The following is an 18,728-nucleotide window of genomic DNA, read 5'->3' as shown; positions in this document are numbered from 1 at the left end:
ATATTAATTTTTTCGAAATTTTTTTTGACTGTTGTATTCTTTGAATAACAGAACCTATTGCAGACTCGGAATCAATGATTCCTCGTTGTAGGGCTACCGCCCTATGAAGAAAATAAAAATGATCAAGCTTTGTGCAAGCACAGCCTGATCATTTTTATATTCTTCGCACTGCAATAGGTTTAACAGATGATGTCTTCATATTTAAGTCTAACTAATGTATGAGGTAGGCGGACCTTCCTGCCGGCGGAGCCGTTGAGGAGGCGGTTCAATTCGCAGACTGCCTCGGCTGAAACATTGTTGAAATTCTGCTTAACCGTATTCATCTGCTTACCAACGTACCCCATCAGAATGATACCGTCGAAACCGCAGACCGGTCTGAAAATATCCATATCGATAAGGGCTTTCATCGCACCAATTGCCATTAAGTCGGAACCGCAGACAACCACATCCCTGTTCTTTGCATACTTAAGAGTAAGATTTCGCGCCTTTAATTCGGAGAAGTCGCCATTGCGGATGAAAAGCTTAAGCTTCTTCTTTTTCGCAAGATCCTCCATTGCTCTTATCTTCTCGTCAGTAACGAAACTGTCTCTCATACCGGCTATGTAGAGAATCTTCTTACACTTATTCTCGCGTATAGTCTTCTCAGCTACATCATACTGAGCCTGATAATGATCAACGCCCACAACTGATGTGTTTTCATTTATATTGGCGCCGTCCACCACAACTATCTTGAATTTCTGTGAATCAACCAGCTGATGAAGAACCTTATCATCGTTGTTCATTCCGAAAATGACTATTCCGCTGATACTCTGAGACGCAAAGTATCTGATCATCTCCTCTAAATTCATCTCAGCAATAACAGAATAGAACACAGTTATGACATCGAGCTTTTTCTCCTGAGCCATGGCGAGAGCACCTGAGATATACTGCATATCTATCTCATCTATCGCCTGCGTCTTCATATTTAACTTCAAAAGAAGCGCTATCCTTCCCGATCTCTTCGAGGACAGCGCAGCCGCAACCTGGTTAGGGACGAAGTTTAAATGGTCAACTGCCTCCATAACCTTCTTCTGAGTTGATTCACTTATGTTCGGATAATGATTTAAAACCTTAGAAACTGTTGAAATGGCAACTCCCGCTTCTCTTGCCACATCCTTAATGGATACCATGTATCATGCTTCCTTCTGCGCTGCAACCTGATTCATATAGTATGTATACAGCGTCTTATAAGTATCTGAATTATAATGAAGGCCATCACCTGATGAAAATCCCTTATTCTGGAGATATGAATACCCATCGAGCCATCCAATTCTGCTATCAAGCCCGCTTTTCATCTCACTGTTGAATTCTTCGATATCTGAATTGGTGATAGTGGGATAATCACTTACAGGAGTAACCGCCGCGTAGTAAACAGTGGCGCCTGCAGCTATCCATGAATCTACCTTCTTATTTATAAGTTTAATATATTTTTCGGCGTTGTAAAGGTCATTTACGCCATAGTTGATGATAATTGTGCTTCCGCTTCCTGCCTCAGCATCGATCTTCGGAACCGCTTCATTAGAGAAAAATGAGAAGCCCTCACCCACCTTGGCAATCCATTCGTAGTCATCCTTATCAACGGCCTGACTCATCTGAACTGTTCTGGAATCGCCGGCAAAAATGTACTCGGTACCCGGCTCCTCTTCCTGAAGATAATCCATCTTGATATATCCGACTTCATCATCATGCTTTACCTGATACCATCCGTTATCGGTCTCTCCGAGAACTTCTACCTTTGAATCTCTGGAAATTGTATCCAGTCTGTCAAACATAATGCCCGCACCTGTTCTGATGTTGACACGATCATTTGAATAGTAATTCTTTACATTTTCATAAACGGTTATCGCATAGTCGGTTACCATATAGTCGATATCCGATGCGTCTGTCTCCTCAGATTCTGCCTCTACAGTTTCTTCCTTTATAGTATCTGCCTTTGGAGTTTCTGTCTCCTCAATCTCTTTTCCTGTAATACCTTCCTTCACAATAGTCTGGGTATCGGCTGCCTTGGCATTGAGAGCGGTGAATATTCCCACGGTCAGGGAACTGCTATCTGCAGCGCTTGCCGTATTATCGGCCGGCACGTGGATAGTCTCCTGTTTAGTTTCGATAGCACCCTTCTCATCAATGGCCTTCGCACCAAATTGAACAAGAAGTACTATTATAAGAAGTATGGAAGCGGCAAACACGATTCGTGCTGCCGGGATAAATTTCCTGACGTTTTTGTTCCTGTTACCTGTTCTTTTCATAAAAATACTGTTAAACTCCTTGAAATTCCTATGAGAAACAAGTTTAAAGGTTGCAAAATGTGCTTAAATACAGACATAGGGAGCGATACTGCTCCCCATAGTTCGAGATATTACTCCAATTTTACACATTCGTCAAGTTTTTGTAATATTTTTCTTTAGCTTTTCTTTTTCTCTTCTTCCTCTTTTTTCCCGAAAATACGCGTGACAATCAGCCCTATCACGCAGAAAATGCCCCAAATAAGCCATCCTATGGCACCTCCTGCTGTATTAGTCACAACATCGTCCAACTCTGCGATTCCAAGCCCTTTTACAAACTGAATCAGCTCGATAAAAACAGAGAGAACAGCGCAGGTGAATACACACACAAAAGGATTCCTTAACCTCCTAAAAGCACTCGGCAACAGTATTCCCATCGGAATGAACATGATGATATTTTCAATAAACATCGCTCTCTTTAAAGTCGTCGTGCCCCAGGAGGACCACAGTTCCAGATTTACACCCTCATATTGCCCGGGTTCTCTGCTCATGAATACTATGAAAAGAGTTGCCGTTAAATAAATCAGCAGAGCGAAAACCGCAACTGCATGTCCGGTGGTAAGCTTTCTCTCTTTTCCCAAAAGCTTACATATTACAACGTACAACAAATAGACCGCCCCGTACATCAGGGCGATCCCTATGCCTATATTCATATATTTAGTTACACTCACCAAATCCGATAGTACCTGTTTGATGAGTGTACCGTAATTACTAATTAATTCGCTTATCATTGCTTGCTAACTGCTTCCCTTGCATAGACAACACATTGAACTATGTTGGAGCGCTCCTCTCTTGTGAGAATATAGCTTACTCCGAAGCTTCTTACTGCGCCGGTATAAAAATCCGTGATGGAATCCTTTCCTACAGCGATCGCATTACCCCTGCGATCAAGCGCAACAACCGTAACCGGAATATAATCAACATTTCTGTCGGAGAGATTGGTAACATCTGCAGACAGAGTGAAATAGCCGCTTGTATTACTTCCATACATTATATTACTTATATCGAAGTCGCTGCGAGGATCATTCGCGCACTTTTCAACATCAAGGTTGGGCATTATAAAGTACTCATGCACTCTGTAAAGTGAGAGTCCGGGATAACTTGGCTTTTGTTCTTCTTTGGATGAGCTCTCAGCTGCTGAAGAAGCTGGACCGTCCTCTGAAATAGCTGCATCGCCGGAGGTAACTTCCTCTGTACCCTCCGGTGCTCCTTCAGCAGGTGCCTGTCCCTCAGGCGGTATCTCTTCGCCATTCTCATCAGCGGGAAGAAGCTCTGTGCCGCCACTACTCTGATCAGCTTCATCGACAGTAGTTCCTCCGGCAGAATCTGCGGCTGCCATGAGCTTATCTGCGCTTACTGCTATCTTTTCAACATCCTTTATTGAAGAAGAGGTCAGTCCCTCCTCCTTAAGAGCTTTTTCAAGCTCATCTATATCTATAGCGTTAAAATCCTCACCGTTTACATTTGCGGGAGCACTGTTGGCCTCTGAAGGATCAGGTGAATCTCCGGAAAGATCTCCCTCTTCAATGGTTACGCTGTCCTCTCTCGTTTTTATCTGACCGTAAGGAACGTAGAAATAGCCCTTCTCACCCGGTGCGATGACATCAGGAACTGCTCTGACATAATCATAGGAATCCACAACCTCAAGGTTTCTGTCCTCTATATCAAACACCGATTCCGAGCCGAGATAGAGATTACTCTTACCAATATTCTCAATAGTAACTACTGCGTGAAAACCGGAATAAAGACCATCATCCTCATAGACAAAGGTAGTTCCGGTGATTCGATAATCGATGTTCTCAGAAGCATCAGCGCCTGTGGAAACTGAATCGCCACTTCCACCATAGCCGCTCTCACTCTCGCCGTACTTAAAAATCCAGTTTCCGTCACTGTCATAGTAGGCCGAATTATCCAAGGCCTCCTCCTGTGAGGGCGCCTCATTAACCTGCTGGGCGGGAAGAGGGTTGTTCTTTCTATACATATAATATGCGCCGAAAATAAATCCCCCAAGCAGCGTCACTATTAATGCAAATGTAGTAAAAGCATATTTCATAATGTTCCCCTCAAAAAATATTCTTCCGATTTTATTGTAATAAACATCCGAGGCTGTTTCAATCTTTTAATGCCAGAATGATTCTCGACAGATGAGAGGATATCCTATGAGACATCTAAAGTATTTAATCCTTGGCGGAGGTTCCTACGCCCTCATACGCATGAAACAGAACTACTGCTGTGGGACTGGGAATAATTCTGTAATGTGCGCTCTCGCTACCTGACGGACCCGATTTTGCTGAAATCTCTCTGATCACAGTGCGTCCTCTGCCGCTATTATTATCGGATGAATTATCTGCAGAGGCCTGATCTGCCGGAGGTGCCTCCTTTGCTATCTGCTCCTCACTTACAGGCTCCGGAATTATAACAACATCACCCTCTGTGGTATAGAGTATTTTTCCTTCCTCATGCTCTCTGAAAAAGTCCATCTGTATAGCTTTTTTAGAGTCATCCTTTGCCTTTGCCGATGTATTTACAGCTGTGCTCTGATCCTTTTTGATTCTAGACTCTACGACATCACTTGTGAGACTCCTGAAATCAAGTCCGCTCTGCTGAAATACCTTGTTTGCAAGACTCTTATCATTTAAGAGTTCCTCAAGCACGAATCCCCTTATAGCATCAGGATTCACATCCTCTGTGACAATTTTGCAGTCACCCTCACCTTTTCCCGAAAGATAAAAATCCGCTGCCTGCCCGGCAAGGAGGATCACTGTCTTGCTCTCCCCTGACTTAAGGCTTGTGATCTTACAATGGAGACTACCCTCAAGAAGAGACACCCTGGTATGCTTCGAATCCAGAATCTCCACTTGTGCGCAGGTTCCACGAACAGACATAACCATATTTGAAGTACGAATATTGAAAATCTCATTTTCCGAAAGCGCTGATGTCACATTGAAAAAAAGATTACCGGCGTCCAGCAGAACCTCTGCCTTGCCTTCCTTCTTTCTTACTTCCGCCTTAGATAAGCTGTCCAATTTAATGTACTTTGTGCTGTCGATTTTCACAGTCGCAAAGCTTTTTGAAGATGTTGTAACCATGCTGCCGTTATCAAGTCGCATCTTGGTTGTGGCTTTTGTCTTTTTGCCCCTGCTGTCTGTAATGGTTATTGTTCCCTTACCGGAGGTAAGTCTTATTGCATTCTCAGTCTCGGACTTCACTTCAGCAGCTATAGCATCTCCTGAAAAGCTTATAATCAAAAAAAGAGCAACCGCAATCGCGAGCAATTTCTTGCCCGCCTGAGCTGCTCTATAAATCGTATAATCGTATTCTCCCCTCATAGCGCCACCTTTCTCATAGGCCTATATGAAAATAATACGATATTTTGATAAGAATTGAAATAAAATAAGTGTAATATTTTTATGAATTAGTACACCTTTATCTGGCAGGATCTCATTGTCTCGAGAGCCGCATCATGCTTATCCGGAGTTACTCCGGCGCAGCAGGATGAATCCACACTTATCGGTACTTCCGGCATAAAAGCTTTGAGCATGAGCGCATTTGAAACCACGCATATATCAGTACATAAACCGATAAGTTCAATCTCGATATCTTCCTTCGCTGCAATGTCCTTTATCATCTCTGCAAGCTTCGTGCTTCCAAAGGTCGGCTTATCCACAATTGTTGCGCCTTCTGAGAGTGCCTTTATATTCTCATCAATTTCCCACCCGGGAGTTCCTTCTATGCAGTGCTCCACCGGAAGATTCGCCCCCTCCTGAGTCTGCATGTAGTCAGTCTGATGAGTATCCCTTGTGAAAATCACATCATTTTTGTCATAGCTTTTAATTTTCTCTACAACCTTCGGAACAATGCTTACCGCTTCCTTTGTTCCGAGCGCCCCATCAACAAAGTCCTTCTGCATGTCTACAACTACAAGTATTTTTCTCATTTTTCATACACCTTCCATAGAATTCAGTAGATATCAACTCTATGATTATAGCAGATTTTACTTTTTTAATTCCATGAAAAGCATAAAACTCTAGATTTGCATAAGCCTCGATCTTATCGCTCCGACAGTTCTTCCATGTCTTCTTGCTATTTCATCAAGGCCCATTCCCATCGCCCACTCGTCCTGAACCTTTCTGTCCTCCTCATCGTTCCATCCGGAATATGCACGTGCAACTATCTTTCTGCTTTCATACAGATCTGACACCGCTTCGCCCGCGATTTTTACATAAAAATCGAAAACTGCCTTAGTGGTTCTAAGCAGTGTCTCACGCATATCGAAGGTCACATCCGACTCCCGGCTCATTCTGATCCTGTTTAGTCTCTCCATATACTCAGGAGTCTTCGTGCTTCCTACAGGCGTTTTCAAAATGACATTTACGAGTGAGAGGTCATCCCAAAGAGATGAGTTGAACGCAAAGCGGTCCTCACCTCTCTTATAGCCCCATTCTGTCACGAAATCCGACCTATCCTCAACATTCACCTTCGGCGGTTTTTGATAGAAATCTCCGATCAGAATCAGCTGCTTATTGTAATGATCAGGTTTCTCCGCAAGGCTCTTTCTCTTAATAATATCGCGCAGAGTCCGAATCACATACTCAAACTCATCCACCCTGCAGCTGTTTATATCATCAATTATTATTATGTCTGCATCATTCAGAATGCTTCCCGGTTTGTGGTTATACTCACCCACCTTGATGATTCTGCCCGGAATATCAAATATTCTCTGAAGCGTATCTCCGCAGATTGCGGTCGCCTTCTTCTCCGTAGGCGCACAAATCACAATGTTGCTGTTTCTTCTCTCAGAGATAAACTTATTTATCAGGAAGGATTTGCCCGTTCCTGATATCCCGGAAAGAAAAATGTTCGCTCCGGTCCTCATGACTTCCATTGCCCGCTGCTGATCAGTTGTTAATGCATTCGATTCCTTACTCATACGTATCCCCCAATACTAAGAATCTCGAATATTACTATCCGGCAAAATGTGAGCTTGCTGCGTTTTCTATAGTTTGTCTCCTTTATCTGTTGTACTTGTGTATTTGCTTGAAAAAAGAATTCGTTATGATATTATATACATATAAAAGGTGCTACCGATAGACGGTTGGCTCCGTTAATTACTACAGATCAAAAAAGACCGCAGCGTTTGGAGTCGTGGCGGTCTTTTTTGATGCTTACTTTTTTGATTCTTTGTAAATACTGATGATCGTCACGATAATACTTACTATCGTAACTACAATACTCACAAGAGTAATCGCAATTTCTATCACCAAGTTTGCTCCCGTCAAAATTTCTCATACGCATCCCTCCCAATACTGAGAGTTCTCGGAATGATATACTCCGGCAAAGAGCCAACCGCCTACCGTTGTTGGCAGCACCCAAGTTATTTTATCGCACATTTGTTCGTGTGGCAATAATTCTTATTTCGTGCTGCGGTCTACGAATTCATGTTTTTTATTTGATTATTATTTATCTGCAAAATCAATCCACCATATTATTGTTCACAAAACATCTATAGTGCCATCATCCAGATTCGATTTCCCCAATGTTTCTTTCTTTAAAATATGACATATTCTGATAGCATTACATAATGAAATAACTATCCCTAATCCAAGAATGATTCTATTGTTAGTAACATATGCATACCATACTACAGAGAGTATAATTCCTTGCAGAATCACCTTGCTCATTTTAATAGTTATATCTCTATATCTACGAATAAAAATCAGCCTATACAAAAACAATAATAGAAAAGCTACAAAAGAAGATATTGCTGCCGCGTATAAATAACACGTTCTTAGGAGAACTATATGAACGGTTATATTACAAATCGCAGCAAAAAAAGTTGTTACACTAACCATTTTAGTTTTTTCCATCGCAATATAAATACTACCTACCATTGCAGCCATCCCCGAAAAAAAACTGGCTAAAAGTAGCATTGGAATATAATTATATGATTCCAAATATGCATGTTTTACAAGCAAAGAAAAAACAAACGGCAATATACTCAAAATGCCGGTTATGGCAACTAAATATAAATTAAATGATACTGTTAGCACCGATGAAATATAGTCATTAGCATCCGGATCATCAATACACCTAACTGCATTTTCTGTCCATGCAACATTATATGTTCCCCAAAATGAGTTTGTAGCATTTGAAAACTTATTTGCAACAGCATAAATTCCATTTACTCCTACGCCCCAAACTTTTGTTACAATAATCCTGTCCGAATAGTTAATTATCCAGCTGGAAATCTGATTTGCAATCAGTGGTGAGGAATACGAAAGATATTTTTTACATTGTCTAGTCTTAACCTTAGTCAAATCAAAATGCCCGATTGCATTTGTTCTGAAAACCATGTAAATACAAGAAATCATATATGCAATAATATATGATAATATAATGCCCGAAACTCGCAGTCCTACATAGCCTATCAAAAGAATATTCAATACAATTGCAATGAATGATACTAAGAAGCTCGCCATTCCATATACTTTGTTCTTGCCTTGTGCTCTACATAGCTGAACAAGCACATTATAAATTGCAAGTGATAAATAGTATCCCATCAAATACCACTTATAATCAATGGAAACAAATCTAAATATAATGGAATATATACAAATAACAACAAAAAGAACTGCCGCAACCATAGTAAATACGCAGCTTACAACGCCTTTCTTTTCGTCATCATTTTTTGAAGAGATATAATATCTAAATAATGCCATTTCCAGTTGCATAGTAAGAAATGGAATTATTATCATGGATAAGGTTATATATATATCAGCCTGTCCATACTCTTCAGTAGATAAAAGAGACGTGTAAAATGGCAATAGTAAAAAAGACACTAATTGCGTACACATCCTTGCAAAGAATAAAATTCCTGTATTTTTAATCAATGAATTTATTCTAGACATTTTCCTCCACAAAGACTAATTTACACAATTTATCTAAGTCTTCTTCTTGCTTTGCATATATCATATCAAATCGACGCTTTACCAATTCAGGATTTTTTTTCATTTCCAAAGACTGCAATATTCTATTCTTAATTTCATTAATGTCATATGGGTTAAAATAGTATACAGCATCTCCACATACTTCAGGAATAGAACAAACAGCAGAGACCGCACAAGTAATTCCATACTTCATAGCCTCTAACGGAGGATATCCAAAGCCCTCATTTATAGATGGATAGATAAACAAATCGCAGTTTCGATATAGTTCTTCTAAAAATTCTGGTTCAACGTAATCATACTGATAATACTTTTCCTTGTATTGCATTTTCTTCTGCACTTGGTCAGAAATTCTACCAACAGTTACAACCTTATAATCTTTAAGAAATCCCTTACTAAACAAATCCTCAAATGCCAAAATAGCTCTATAACTATTTTTTTCCCATCTATTCATCCCTAATATCAATATGTATCTCGAATCTAAATCGATCTTGTTATGCGAACTGTTTTGATAATATTTGATAGGAGGATAAAGAACCTTAATGTCTTTATTTATATTTGGGAAAAAACATTTTATCGAATACAAACTATGAAAAGAATCTGTCATTATTTGATCTAATATAGCTAATGTTTTTCCATATTTATCCAGAGCCTTTTTGACTCTTATTCGTTTTAAACAATAAAGTAATCTCATCTTATAAGATTGAATCCCCGAATAATACTTATAAGAATATCTATCTGCTAATAATTCTATCGGTCTCAGACCATGTATTGTGCCTATAAATCTTGTCTTTGGTGGAATAATGAGCTTATAGTAACGAGTTGGTAACCCGGAAAAAAAAATATCAAACCCATTTTCATTCAATATTTTCTGCACATCATTAATATTACTAATATTATGTACCTTGATTTTAGCAGACTCTATACTTTCCAAAATCCACTCATCTATAAATATTGTATTATCAAAAAATACAGATATACTCGTTTGATTATGGTATGCTACTTCTATTGCATGTCTAAAAATGGCTTTTATGTATTCTCCACCGCCATGGAACTTCGAATCATCTATAGGCTGAGAAGAATATAAGTCAAATAACACTTTTTTCATTTATTTCCATCCCAATTGCACTTTGCTATTATAGTAATTTTCCAATACTACAATTATCTTTATTCATAAAACTCACCAAAACCTGTCATAAACCTGATATGTGTATCCATATGAGTATCGAATTAAAGGAATCAAAAGTATTATATATACTACCAAATATGCTAATTGTTTACCTTTTACCTTCTTAAACAAGACGCAAAAGATATATGCAAAAAGCAAGTCTATAAATATCAAATAGCTTTCAGCAACACGTGATACTATTGTGTATCTTTGCGCCAAAAATGCAAAAATAGTCGCAAATACTGACATGAAATAGAATACATAAAATTTATCATCTAAATCCTTTGGAAAAATAAAGAAAACCAATACTCCCCCCAATAGAATTATTAGATAAATGTATTTAATTATGCCTAATCCATTCTCTGACGGGCGAAGATATTTGGAATAAATAAGTCTTCCATATCTAACAAATTTCAATACAGTATATAGATTATCCTTATTTAATAACAATACTCCGCCAGTAATCAATATAGCTTCAAACCATAGTACTATTTTTCTCTTATTCTTAGCTTTGGAAATTGCTAAATATGGCAAAAGCAAAAAACTACTCTTATGAAACATAAAAGCAATCCAAAATACTATACAGAATTTTAAATATTTCTTCTTTTCATAAAGTACAAAAGAAACTAATACAATAGATATCGCTAAATATTGCCTCATGACATTCAAAGTTGTTAAGTATTGCAAAGCAATATATGTTTGTATCGGCAACATAGGAAAATCAAAATTGTTATGAAAAAAATATATAATACCGGCATTCGTTATGAACGCAACCATAAAGAAAAATAAGACTCTGCTATCTGTAAATTTTGAAACACATTTTGCCAGCCAAATAAATCCAGACTCCATATTCAAATGATGCGCGCTGATGGTTTTTACAGATTGTCCATAGACCGCCCTACGAAAAACATCCGAATAAACATGCGTATCATCACCTACTGTATCTGCCCTGAACCCTGCGATAAGCCCTAGGATAAATAATATAATGAAATAATATATATAAATTGATTTTAAAGAATGTTTTTTGTATGCACCATTTACTACAATTTCAGATGGTAAATAGTATACCAGAACTCCTAATAACCCTATAAAAAGGTAAGAATAAACATACAACATGCCCAGCCTTGTATGACATCTTAGTAATAAAAGGCCATACTTTCCTTTCATTTACTTCATACCTATGTTTAACTTTATTATTTTATCTATAAAAAATGTGGTAATCTTCTAATCGCATAATCTTTGTACATATTTTTACCTAGCACTGTTATCTCGCTCATTTGTATTCCTTGCTTAAATGCAGTATATGCAAATGAAATCTGATCTCTTTTCGAATATTGGCAGTACTGTTCCCACCACTCATCCATAAAAGTACGACACATCTTATCATTATGTCGTCTTACTATTAGTCCACAATCAGCAAATCCAAAGTTTTTAGGCATCCCCTCCTTTTTAAAAAATTGTAAATGCTTATCTATCTCTTCTCGAGATGCTTTTTTGTTCTCTAAAACCGTTCTACACTCTTTATAAACGCATCTATTGTGTGGATGCATAAATGTTGCTATTCCACATTGTCCCACCATATTTATATATTTAGTAAAATCAGAAATTGGTTTTATATTACCATCTATGTATATCGAATATTTATAATCTTTAAATACATAATCCGGATGCATCTTGACAAATCTATTCTTATCTTTAGGTGACATACTTTTGTCCGGAACTATTTCATCAACATCTATATAGTTCCAGCAGTTTTCTACAGATTCAGGATCATCTGTCACCATATAAAAATCGCAATTATCTGGTAATATTATTGGTTTTTGGATAGAATCATATTTTCCAGTCACACATGAATATATAGCGATTCTTTCATCAGAGAAATAATCTACATTTAATTGTGCTCCTTCTATCTTTTTATCTCGCCTAAAGAAACGTTTAGCCAAATATAAAAATTGACCAGTACTAATATAATTTGATAACACTTTGGTTTTGTAATACTGGCTATTGTATAATAGCCGCAAGTAATTTTCATTTTCACATTCTAGATTTTTCAATAAGTATGATATTCTAGATTTTTCTTCATCTGACAATGGGTTAAACATTATACTAATATGCCCTCATATATTTCCATCTGTTAATATACGAAAATATTTTTGCAAACAGCGAATTGTAATTCATCTTTTGAAGCAGCCACTTAATATCTCTTTTCCCAAGATTCTGTCTTTTCATTTTATTTGCCATATTCCGTGACTTCAAAATATATTCTTTATTATGACAATTATGAATTTCATTAGATAGTCTCTTAATCCTTTCACTATTATCTACTAAGTCAAATCTTATACCATCATAATAAGTTCCTACAGTTGTATAATCATTGATACTTTTGTCAGAAATCATTAGCGAAACAATAAAAGAAAACTTGTTATCTTCAATTTGTGAAATTTGAATACTTTTGTCTTTTGCAGAAATACACCTATCCATCAGAAAATTACCAGCTGAATATATACACATGGAATTTCTTACTTCTTCTATGCCTTGAATTACATGTGTGTGACTCCCATGAATAAATACCCTATATTGTTTAGCTATTCGATGGAACAAATCCACTTGTCTAGCGTTCGGATAACAAGAATACTCATCACCCCAATGCAAGCACAAAACACTTAGTCTATCATTATTAGAATCCTCTGTTAATGCTTTATTTATCGCTTCCTCAGTTAACGGTATCTCACCTCCAACTTTCCCATATCCCCCACCATTTGCACTATAACAGCAAAATGAATGAAATGATATATTTCTATCCAAATCTAGATAGCTTGGCATTGTCCCTATTCCAAAATAATGGATTCCATTTTCCCTAAGCACATCAACTGTATCTGCTACACCTTTTTCACCGAAATCATAAATGTGATTATTACCGAGATTAACATGTGTAATATGCAAATACTTAAGCACTTCAACTATACGTTTATCAGTCCGAAGATGAATTCCTTTAATAACTCTGGTATTTGTATTATCTGTTATCGGCGTTTCTAAATTAGCCACAACTACATCATATCCAGCCAGATAAGCATGTACATCATACAATATTTTCTTCCAATCTTTCTGCAACAAGCCATGGTCAAATACAGCTATATCCCCAAGAAATGCAATCCTTGTATTCATGTTGTTATATTTTCCTTGTAACAAATCTCATGAAGCATCATATATAGTTCATCAAATATTACAGTTTCAAAATTTAATTTTTTATTATCTTTAAACTTTTCTAGATTAATACCAGTTTTCCTGGTATATATATATATCTGATTCGGGTTATAATATTCTCTTGTGTTTATCTCTATATTATCAGTTATCAATAGTTTCCCATACGTGAGAGCTTCTTTAACTCTGAGAGTATCCCCAACACTTTCTCTCTGTCTTATTTCTACAATAGCTTTACTTTTCTTCATGTATTGTAGATATCTGGAATAATTCATTTTTTTATTGAATACTATATCAGTTCTGCATTGACATTTATTATCAACGCCAGTAACAAAAAAACGCACTGTCATACCACTACTAATCAAATAATCATATAATTCATATATCTTATCCAACCTATCCTTAGCTTTCCCGCAAAAAAAGACATCAAACTCTGGTATACCGTCATCATTCGAAATATCTACTTCGCTATATGGCAAAGGCGCATATAATAAATGGTACTTTCTAGCGTCTTCTGAATCATACGAAATTACATAATCACATTTATTTATAAAGAAATTCACATCAAATTTGTAATATGAAGAAATCAAATCGCCAAGGTACAAAACTATTTTACATGTAGGGTATTTTTTTCTTAAATAATCTATATAGATGCCGTTACTATAATATAAAAGCCATGACTGAGTTTTACTAAACACAAAACAAATATCATATTCACAATATTTTAGCCACTTTGAGTAATCATTCATCCATATATGCTTTAAGGGAATATTGATATACTTATTTACTAATTCGCTAACACAAACATCTTGTATCTTTGATAAAACACCATTGCCCATCGAATTATCCAAAAAAAGGAAATTATCCCTTTTCCGCATATTAGCAAAGCTATATTTAAAATAGTCGGAGTCAAATCCAACCATCACATATTTCCACATTAAATCCCCCATCAATTACGTCTTAATTAATTGCCCCATTCTGGTATTAAAAGTCTCTGGAACTATGTGCTCAAGTCCTGACCCATGATATAGTGTTATTTCCCCAAAATAGACATAATCCTGACCACCATTTGTGACTGAATATAAGTCAATACGTGCATCCGAAAGGCCTGCCGATAATCTCTCGGCAATATGGATCATCTCATCCAAATTTCTAGGTCTTTCTGCCTCAATTTTGCTTATAGGATATTCTATTTTTACATCCAGCGGTTCCCAATTCCTCGTATATATTTTCCTGGTGTGATTAGTCTGACGGTCAAAATCTACTTGTATGTAAAACACCGTTCCTCCAAAACAAAAGAATTTGTAATCTCTCAAATCCCCTTTATCATCCCTAATTAGCTTTTCAGCCAGAATACATGGTTTTACATTTTTATATGCCCATTCACGTGATTTGTAATAGTAGTTTATTTTTAAATAGCTATTCAACTTTCTTTTACAGTCTTCAAAATCAATCTTAGTCTTATCTTCACAAATGATAGCCGTTCCAGAATCATGATTGCACTTCAATACAAATGCCTCCGGTAATTCATTAACATCTATGAGCATTGGACTATCCCAAACGCCAAGTAACGGAATTAGGTATTTGTCACCAACTCGATCACTGACATAATTTCTTACCTTGTATTTATCTACCAACGTTGTATATACCGGATTATGATCATATATTTTTTTATATTGAATCTTCTCATTAAATGATGTTGCATTTCTAATATTCAATATCTTTTTCAGTTTTATAAAATAAACCAACTCTATATATACTTCATCCGGAACAAAGCTTAACATAGTTGCTATTTTAGCTTTTACTACTCTTGTAAAAACGTTCTTCACTTTACACTCTTTCTAAGCATAGTCTTTGTCAGATAATCAATTACAAAGATTGGGGCCAAACTAAAAAACATTTGTGCCATTATTACAAATAAAAAATCCCATAAACTACATTCGTGCCTTCTAAAAATACCCCATTGCACAATCATGTAGTTTTTGCAATTATCCCAGCTTTTTCTTCTTTTTAGATTATCTTCACCTGCTCTAAAAAGAAGAATGATTTCCTGAATGTTATAAGCCAAGCACCCGTGATTTATCATCCTTGAAAACAAATCATGATCCTGCTTTCTTTTCTGAGTACCATATCCACCATTTATTTCAACTTGCGATTTTCTATACATAACTGCCGGATGGTTAAAAGCACTCCTCGTTCGCATTCTTCTTTTTATTTCTTCCATTTTTTCAGGCACATCACGTACTGATACTATTTTTTTAGGATCATTTGAAAACTCTCCAATATGTCCGCTGACTATTGATAGTTCCGGATTTTTTTCAAAAATCCTTAATTCTTTTTCACACCTATCAGAAAGAGAAATATCATCTGAGTCCATCCTTGCAACAAGCTCGTTTCTGCAAACCTTAAGCCCCTCGTTCAATGCCACTCCAAGGCCTTTATTTTCTGGCAATTCTATGATTGTAAACAGCCCGGGATATTTTTCACAATAGTCATTAATCACTGCTTCTAGTTCTGTAGTGAGTGGTCCATCTTTTACAAGCACAAACTGATCCGGAAAAGCGGTTTGCCTCAGCATACTATCTATACTTTCTTTTAAAAATGCCGATTTTTCGTTTGTATAAACCGACATCAAAACGCTGTACTTTTCCACATCTTTTACCCTACAAGAGATAATTAAAACCACAAAATGTCAAAATCGGCAGCCACGCCGAATATTCGGGCGCGCTGCCGCTGATTAATCAAATTATAAAATGCCCCCGAATAATAACTTTTTTCATCAAGTTAACCACATAAGAAAATCCCCATAGAACACGCAGTTCTATAGGGATATTATACGCTAAATATGGGGTTTTGTCATTGGCCTAAAAATCCACCTTAAATAGCCAAAAGCCAAATCATACAGACGCCTTTTTTGTAGCTTCCAATTCGTTAAATATATCATCAACATCATAGTCCGGAGCATACTGATTGGCGACATCACAAATCTTCTGAACAACAGAAACATCTTCCTCGACCTCGTCTGCAATAGTTGCTGTATCCTTTCCCTTTGACAATTTCTTGCATATCTGTTCGATTAGGTGTCTATCTGTTCCTTGTTCTATTCCATGTTTTACGCCTTCTTCGAATTCGTCTTTCATCATTTCCTGGAGTGTCATATATTCTTTCCTCCATCTGTTTTTCTCGATTGCTTCCTTAACCTTGCCCTCAAGCTTGGAAGTAAGATCACTATTCGCTACGTTTCCTGCAAGATAATCGATAAAATTATTCATATCCTCGGATACATCATTCTTATTACCACCTGCACAGATAAATATTCTATCTGTTCCATCCTTCAGTAATAAATCATCTACTTCTTTGCATTTTGGAACAAATGAATACTTGTGATAACCTCGTGCAAACAAATCAAATTTGCAAAGAAAAATGACATATGTATGCGGTAATTCCTTATACTCTTTGCCTGTAGCCAGATAATCAAGATCAATCATCCCTTGGTAATATCTGCTTCTTAGCGGTATTTCCTTTGTGTCGTTCTTCTGCATTTCAATATCGTAGACATTCTTTTCATCATCTGCGAAATATACATCAAACCTCACACCATGTCCATCCGGTGCTATCTGGATGGATTTTTGTTTCTCTGCTTTTACAATTCTTCCTATCTTACGGCCCAGAACTAATTCCGTAAGTTCTTTACACAGATCTTCATTCTCCTGCAAAATCTTGCAAAACATAAAGTCATCAGTGAAACATAAATCTTCGTATCTCTTCAATTATTCTTCTCCTTAAATTATAAAATTCTTCATATTTTCTTTTCAAGTCATTATTTATAATCCGGAAAAATCGTTACAAACCCTGTAATGATTGCTTCGACGAAGCGAATAAATAATTAATACAAATCAAACAACAAGAGCTAATTTAACATAAAGTACCTCTTATGTAAACTACGATTTAAGGACTTGCTTATTCTGTATCTCTTTTTATACTATATTGACCTACATATCCATCTGCAATTCTTATAATATCACGTGTCAGTTCACTTTCTTCTTCAAAAAGGTAATCAGTAGTTTCACCGTTATTATTACTATTGATTATCCTCTCGATTCTATACAGTCTTTCATCTATGCTTCCAAGCTTCTTATCAATTCTGACAAGGGTATCTAAAATATACTTTATTCTCTGATCATCGCTCATTTAATCAACCTCCTACCTTCAAATAATATAAATACCATTTTTCAATTCAACTTATCCAAAATATCATCCAGCGATAATTCTTTTCCCGTTCTGTCCTTGTATATCTCGTCGAAGTCCTTGTTCTGATCCTGAGGATCGAAGTCGACATCTTTTGCGTGTGCTTTCATGTCGTTGCCATCGGGAAGTATCTGATAAGCCATGTTGTGCTGAACCCATTCGTAGGCCATGTCCTCAGCATCTCTGTAAGATTGCATGTCTCTTCCATGGACAGGTTTCTCATCTATGAGAGCCTGACAGATATAAAGCATATCGCTAACACTGTTTATTTTGTACGAGTCTATTATTTTCCAATTGTCCTCGATATAAATTGCCGAGAAGTCTTCGCCATTGTAAGTGAAGGTGTAGTTTTTGCCGGAGCCATCGTCGTGGAGATTAATGTCTGCCGAAGAAGACAAGATTCCGTCGTCCTCGTTTGAATTCCTACCATTGTTCCCCGCGGCATTGTCAGATTCAGTGGCATTGTCATCATCGCTATCCTCAGCAGATGTAGCTGACTTAGCAGTCGCATCTGGCTCAGAAGATTCAGTTATATCCTGAGTTTTCTCAGATTCATCACTATTGGCTAATTCACCACGTTCAGAACTACTTTCAAGCGCAGAAGCATCGTCTGCCCCATCGTCCTCCTGTACCACTTCGGCATTATCTTCCTCAATCTTCGTGAAAAGCTCGGAAGCAACCTCTCCTCCATTCTCCGATGTATCATTATTTCCGCCACATCCTGTCAGAATCCCTGACAAAACTATGGTTCCGGCCAGAATAAAAGCCGGAACCTTTCTCATAATCTTACTCATAAAAATCTAAACCAATCCTGTCTAATCTCTTAATCCGCGCAAGAATCATTGC

At 37.1% G+C, this 18,728-nt stretch carries 18 protein-coding genes; all 18 read right to left on the bottom strand.

The genetic code is table 11. From position 1 onward, the window contains the following. Nucleotides 1-179 precede the first annotated feature (179 nt). Entirely contained in the window at nucleotides 180-1,169 is a 990-nt protein-coding gene (locus BMW61_RS03265) for a LacI family DNA-binding transcriptional regulator (protein WP_091819787.1), read from the bottom strand. Nucleotides 1,170-1,172: 3 nt separating this feature from the next. Beyond that, nucleotides 1,173-2,285 (bottom strand): SH3 domain-containing protein, encoded by a 1,113-nt coding sequence (locus tag BMW61_RS03260; RefSeq protein ID WP_091819785.1) that lies wholly within the window; start codon nucleotides 2,283-2,285, stop codon nucleotides 1,173-1,175. Between the two features lie 155 nt (nucleotides 2,286-2,440). Next, the gene (locus BMW61_RS03255) at nucleotides 2,441-3,052 is read right to left on the bottom strand and encodes a VanZ family protein (protein ID WP_091819784.1); all 612 of its coding nucleotides are present in this window, start codon (nucleotides 3,050-3,052) and stop codon (nucleotides 2,441-2,443) included. Beyond that, a complete protein-coding gene (locus tag BMW61_RS03250) occupies nucleotides 3,049-4,374 on the bottom strand; it encodes an FxLYD domain-containing protein (RefSeq protein ID WP_091819783.1) in 1,326 nt (441 codons plus the stop codon). The genes BMW61_RS03255 and BMW61_RS03250 overlap by 4 nt, the downstream gene beginning before the upstream one ends. A gap of 124 nt (nucleotides 4,375-4,498) precedes the next feature. Continuing rightward, nucleotides 4,499-5,650: a FecR domain-containing protein gene (locus BMW61_RS03245; RefSeq protein ID WP_091819782.1), complete on the bottom strand. Its 1,152-nt coding sequence runs from the start codon at nucleotides 5,648-5,650 to the stop codon at nucleotides 4,499-4,501. Between the two features lie 86 nt (nucleotides 5,651-5,736). Then, nucleotides 5,737-6,258 (bottom strand): cysteine hydrolase family protein, encoded by a 522-nt coding sequence (locus tag BMW61_RS03240; protein WP_091819780.1) that lies wholly within the window; start codon nucleotides 6,256-6,258, stop codon nucleotides 5,737-5,739. A gap of 90 nt (nucleotides 6,259-6,348) precedes the next feature. After that, nucleotides 6,349-7,251: an AAA family ATPase gene (locus BMW61_RS03235; protein ID WP_091819778.1), complete on the bottom strand. Its 903-nt coding sequence runs from the start codon at nucleotides 7,249-7,251 to the stop codon at nucleotides 6,349-6,351. A gap of 562 nt (nucleotides 7,252-7,813) precedes the next feature. After that, nucleotides 7,814-9,229, bottom strand: a complete 1,416-nt coding sequence (locus BMW61_RS03230; protein ID WP_091819777.1) for a lipopolysaccharide biosynthesis protein — start codon at nucleotides 9,227-9,229, stop codon at nucleotides 7,814-7,816. After that, complete coding sequence (locus tag BMW61_RS03225) at nucleotides 9,222-10,373, bottom strand: glycosyltransferase (protein WP_091819775.1); 1,152 nt, start codon at nucleotides 10,371-10,373, stop codon at nucleotides 9,222-9,224. The genes BMW61_RS03230 and BMW61_RS03225 overlap by 8 nt, the downstream gene beginning before the upstream one ends. A gap of 72 nt (nucleotides 10,374-10,445) precedes the next feature. Next, nucleotides 10,446-11,600 (bottom strand): EpsG family protein, encoded by a 1,155-nt coding sequence (locus BMW61_RS03220; protein ID WP_091819773.1) that lies wholly within the window; start codon nucleotides 11,598-11,600, stop codon nucleotides 10,446-10,448. Nucleotides 11,601-11,635: 35 nt separating this feature from the next. Further along, nucleotides 11,636-12,535, bottom strand: coding sequence for a glycosyltransferase domain-containing protein (locus BMW61_RS03215; RefSeq protein ID WP_091819771.1), 900 nt, complete (start codon nucleotides 12,533-12,535; stop codon nucleotides 11,636-11,638). 4 nt (nucleotides 12,536-12,539) lie between these two features. Continuing rightward, a complete protein-coding gene (locus BMW61_RS03210; RefSeq protein WP_091819770.1) occupies nucleotides 12,540-13,598 on the bottom strand; it encodes a CapA family protein in 1,059 nt (352 codons plus the stop codon). Further along, on the bottom strand, nucleotides 13,595-14,473 hold the full coding sequence (locus BMW61_RS03205) for a WaaS/CpsH family glycosyltransferase (RefSeq protein ID WP_175475078.1): 879 nt from the start codon (nucleotides 14,471-14,473) through the stop codon (nucleotides 13,595-13,597). Before BMW61_RS03205 ends, BMW61_RS03210 begins: the two co-directional genes overlap by 4 nt. Before the next feature lie 114 nt (nucleotides 14,474-14,587). Next, entirely contained in the window at nucleotides 14,588-15,463 is an 876-nt protein-coding gene (locus tag BMW61_RS03200) for an ATP-grasp fold amidoligase family protein (protein WP_091819766.1), read from the bottom strand. Beyond that, entirely contained in the window at nucleotides 15,460-16,287 is an 828-nt protein-coding gene (locus BMW61_RS03195) for a glycosyltransferase (protein WP_139176188.1), read from the bottom strand. Before BMW61_RS03195 ends, BMW61_RS03200 begins: the two co-directional genes overlap by 4 nt. A gap of 244 nt (nucleotides 16,288-16,531) precedes the next feature. Beyond that, nucleotides 16,532-17,404 carry an Rpn family recombination-promoting nuclease/putative transposase gene (locus tag BMW61_RS03190; RefSeq protein WP_091819760.1) on the bottom strand — a complete coding sequence of 291 codons (873 nt, stop codon included), beginning with the start codon at nucleotides 17,402-17,404 and terminating at the stop codon, nucleotides 16,532-16,534. A 190-nt stretch (nucleotides 17,405-17,594) separates the two neighbouring features. Then, a complete protein-coding gene (locus BMW61_RS03185; RefSeq protein WP_091819759.1) occupies nucleotides 17,595-17,825 on the bottom strand; it encodes a hypothetical protein in 231 nt (76 codons plus the stop codon). 41 nt (nucleotides 17,826-17,866) lie between these two features. After that, the gene (locus tag BMW61_RS03180) at nucleotides 17,867-18,664 is read right to left on the bottom strand and encodes a hypothetical protein (protein ID WP_091819757.1); all 798 of its coding nucleotides are present in this window, start codon (nucleotides 18,662-18,664) and stop codon (nucleotides 17,867-17,869) included. Nucleotides 18,665-18,728: the final 64 nt, after the last annotated feature.

The sequence above is a fragment of the Butyrivibrio sp. ob235 genome, assembly GCF_900109475.1.
In the GTDB taxonomy this organism is placed as follows: domain Bacteria; phylum Bacillota; class Clostridia; order Lachnospirales; family Lachnospiraceae; genus Butyrivibrio.
This window is presented reverse-complemented; position numbering and strand designations above follow the sequence as displayed.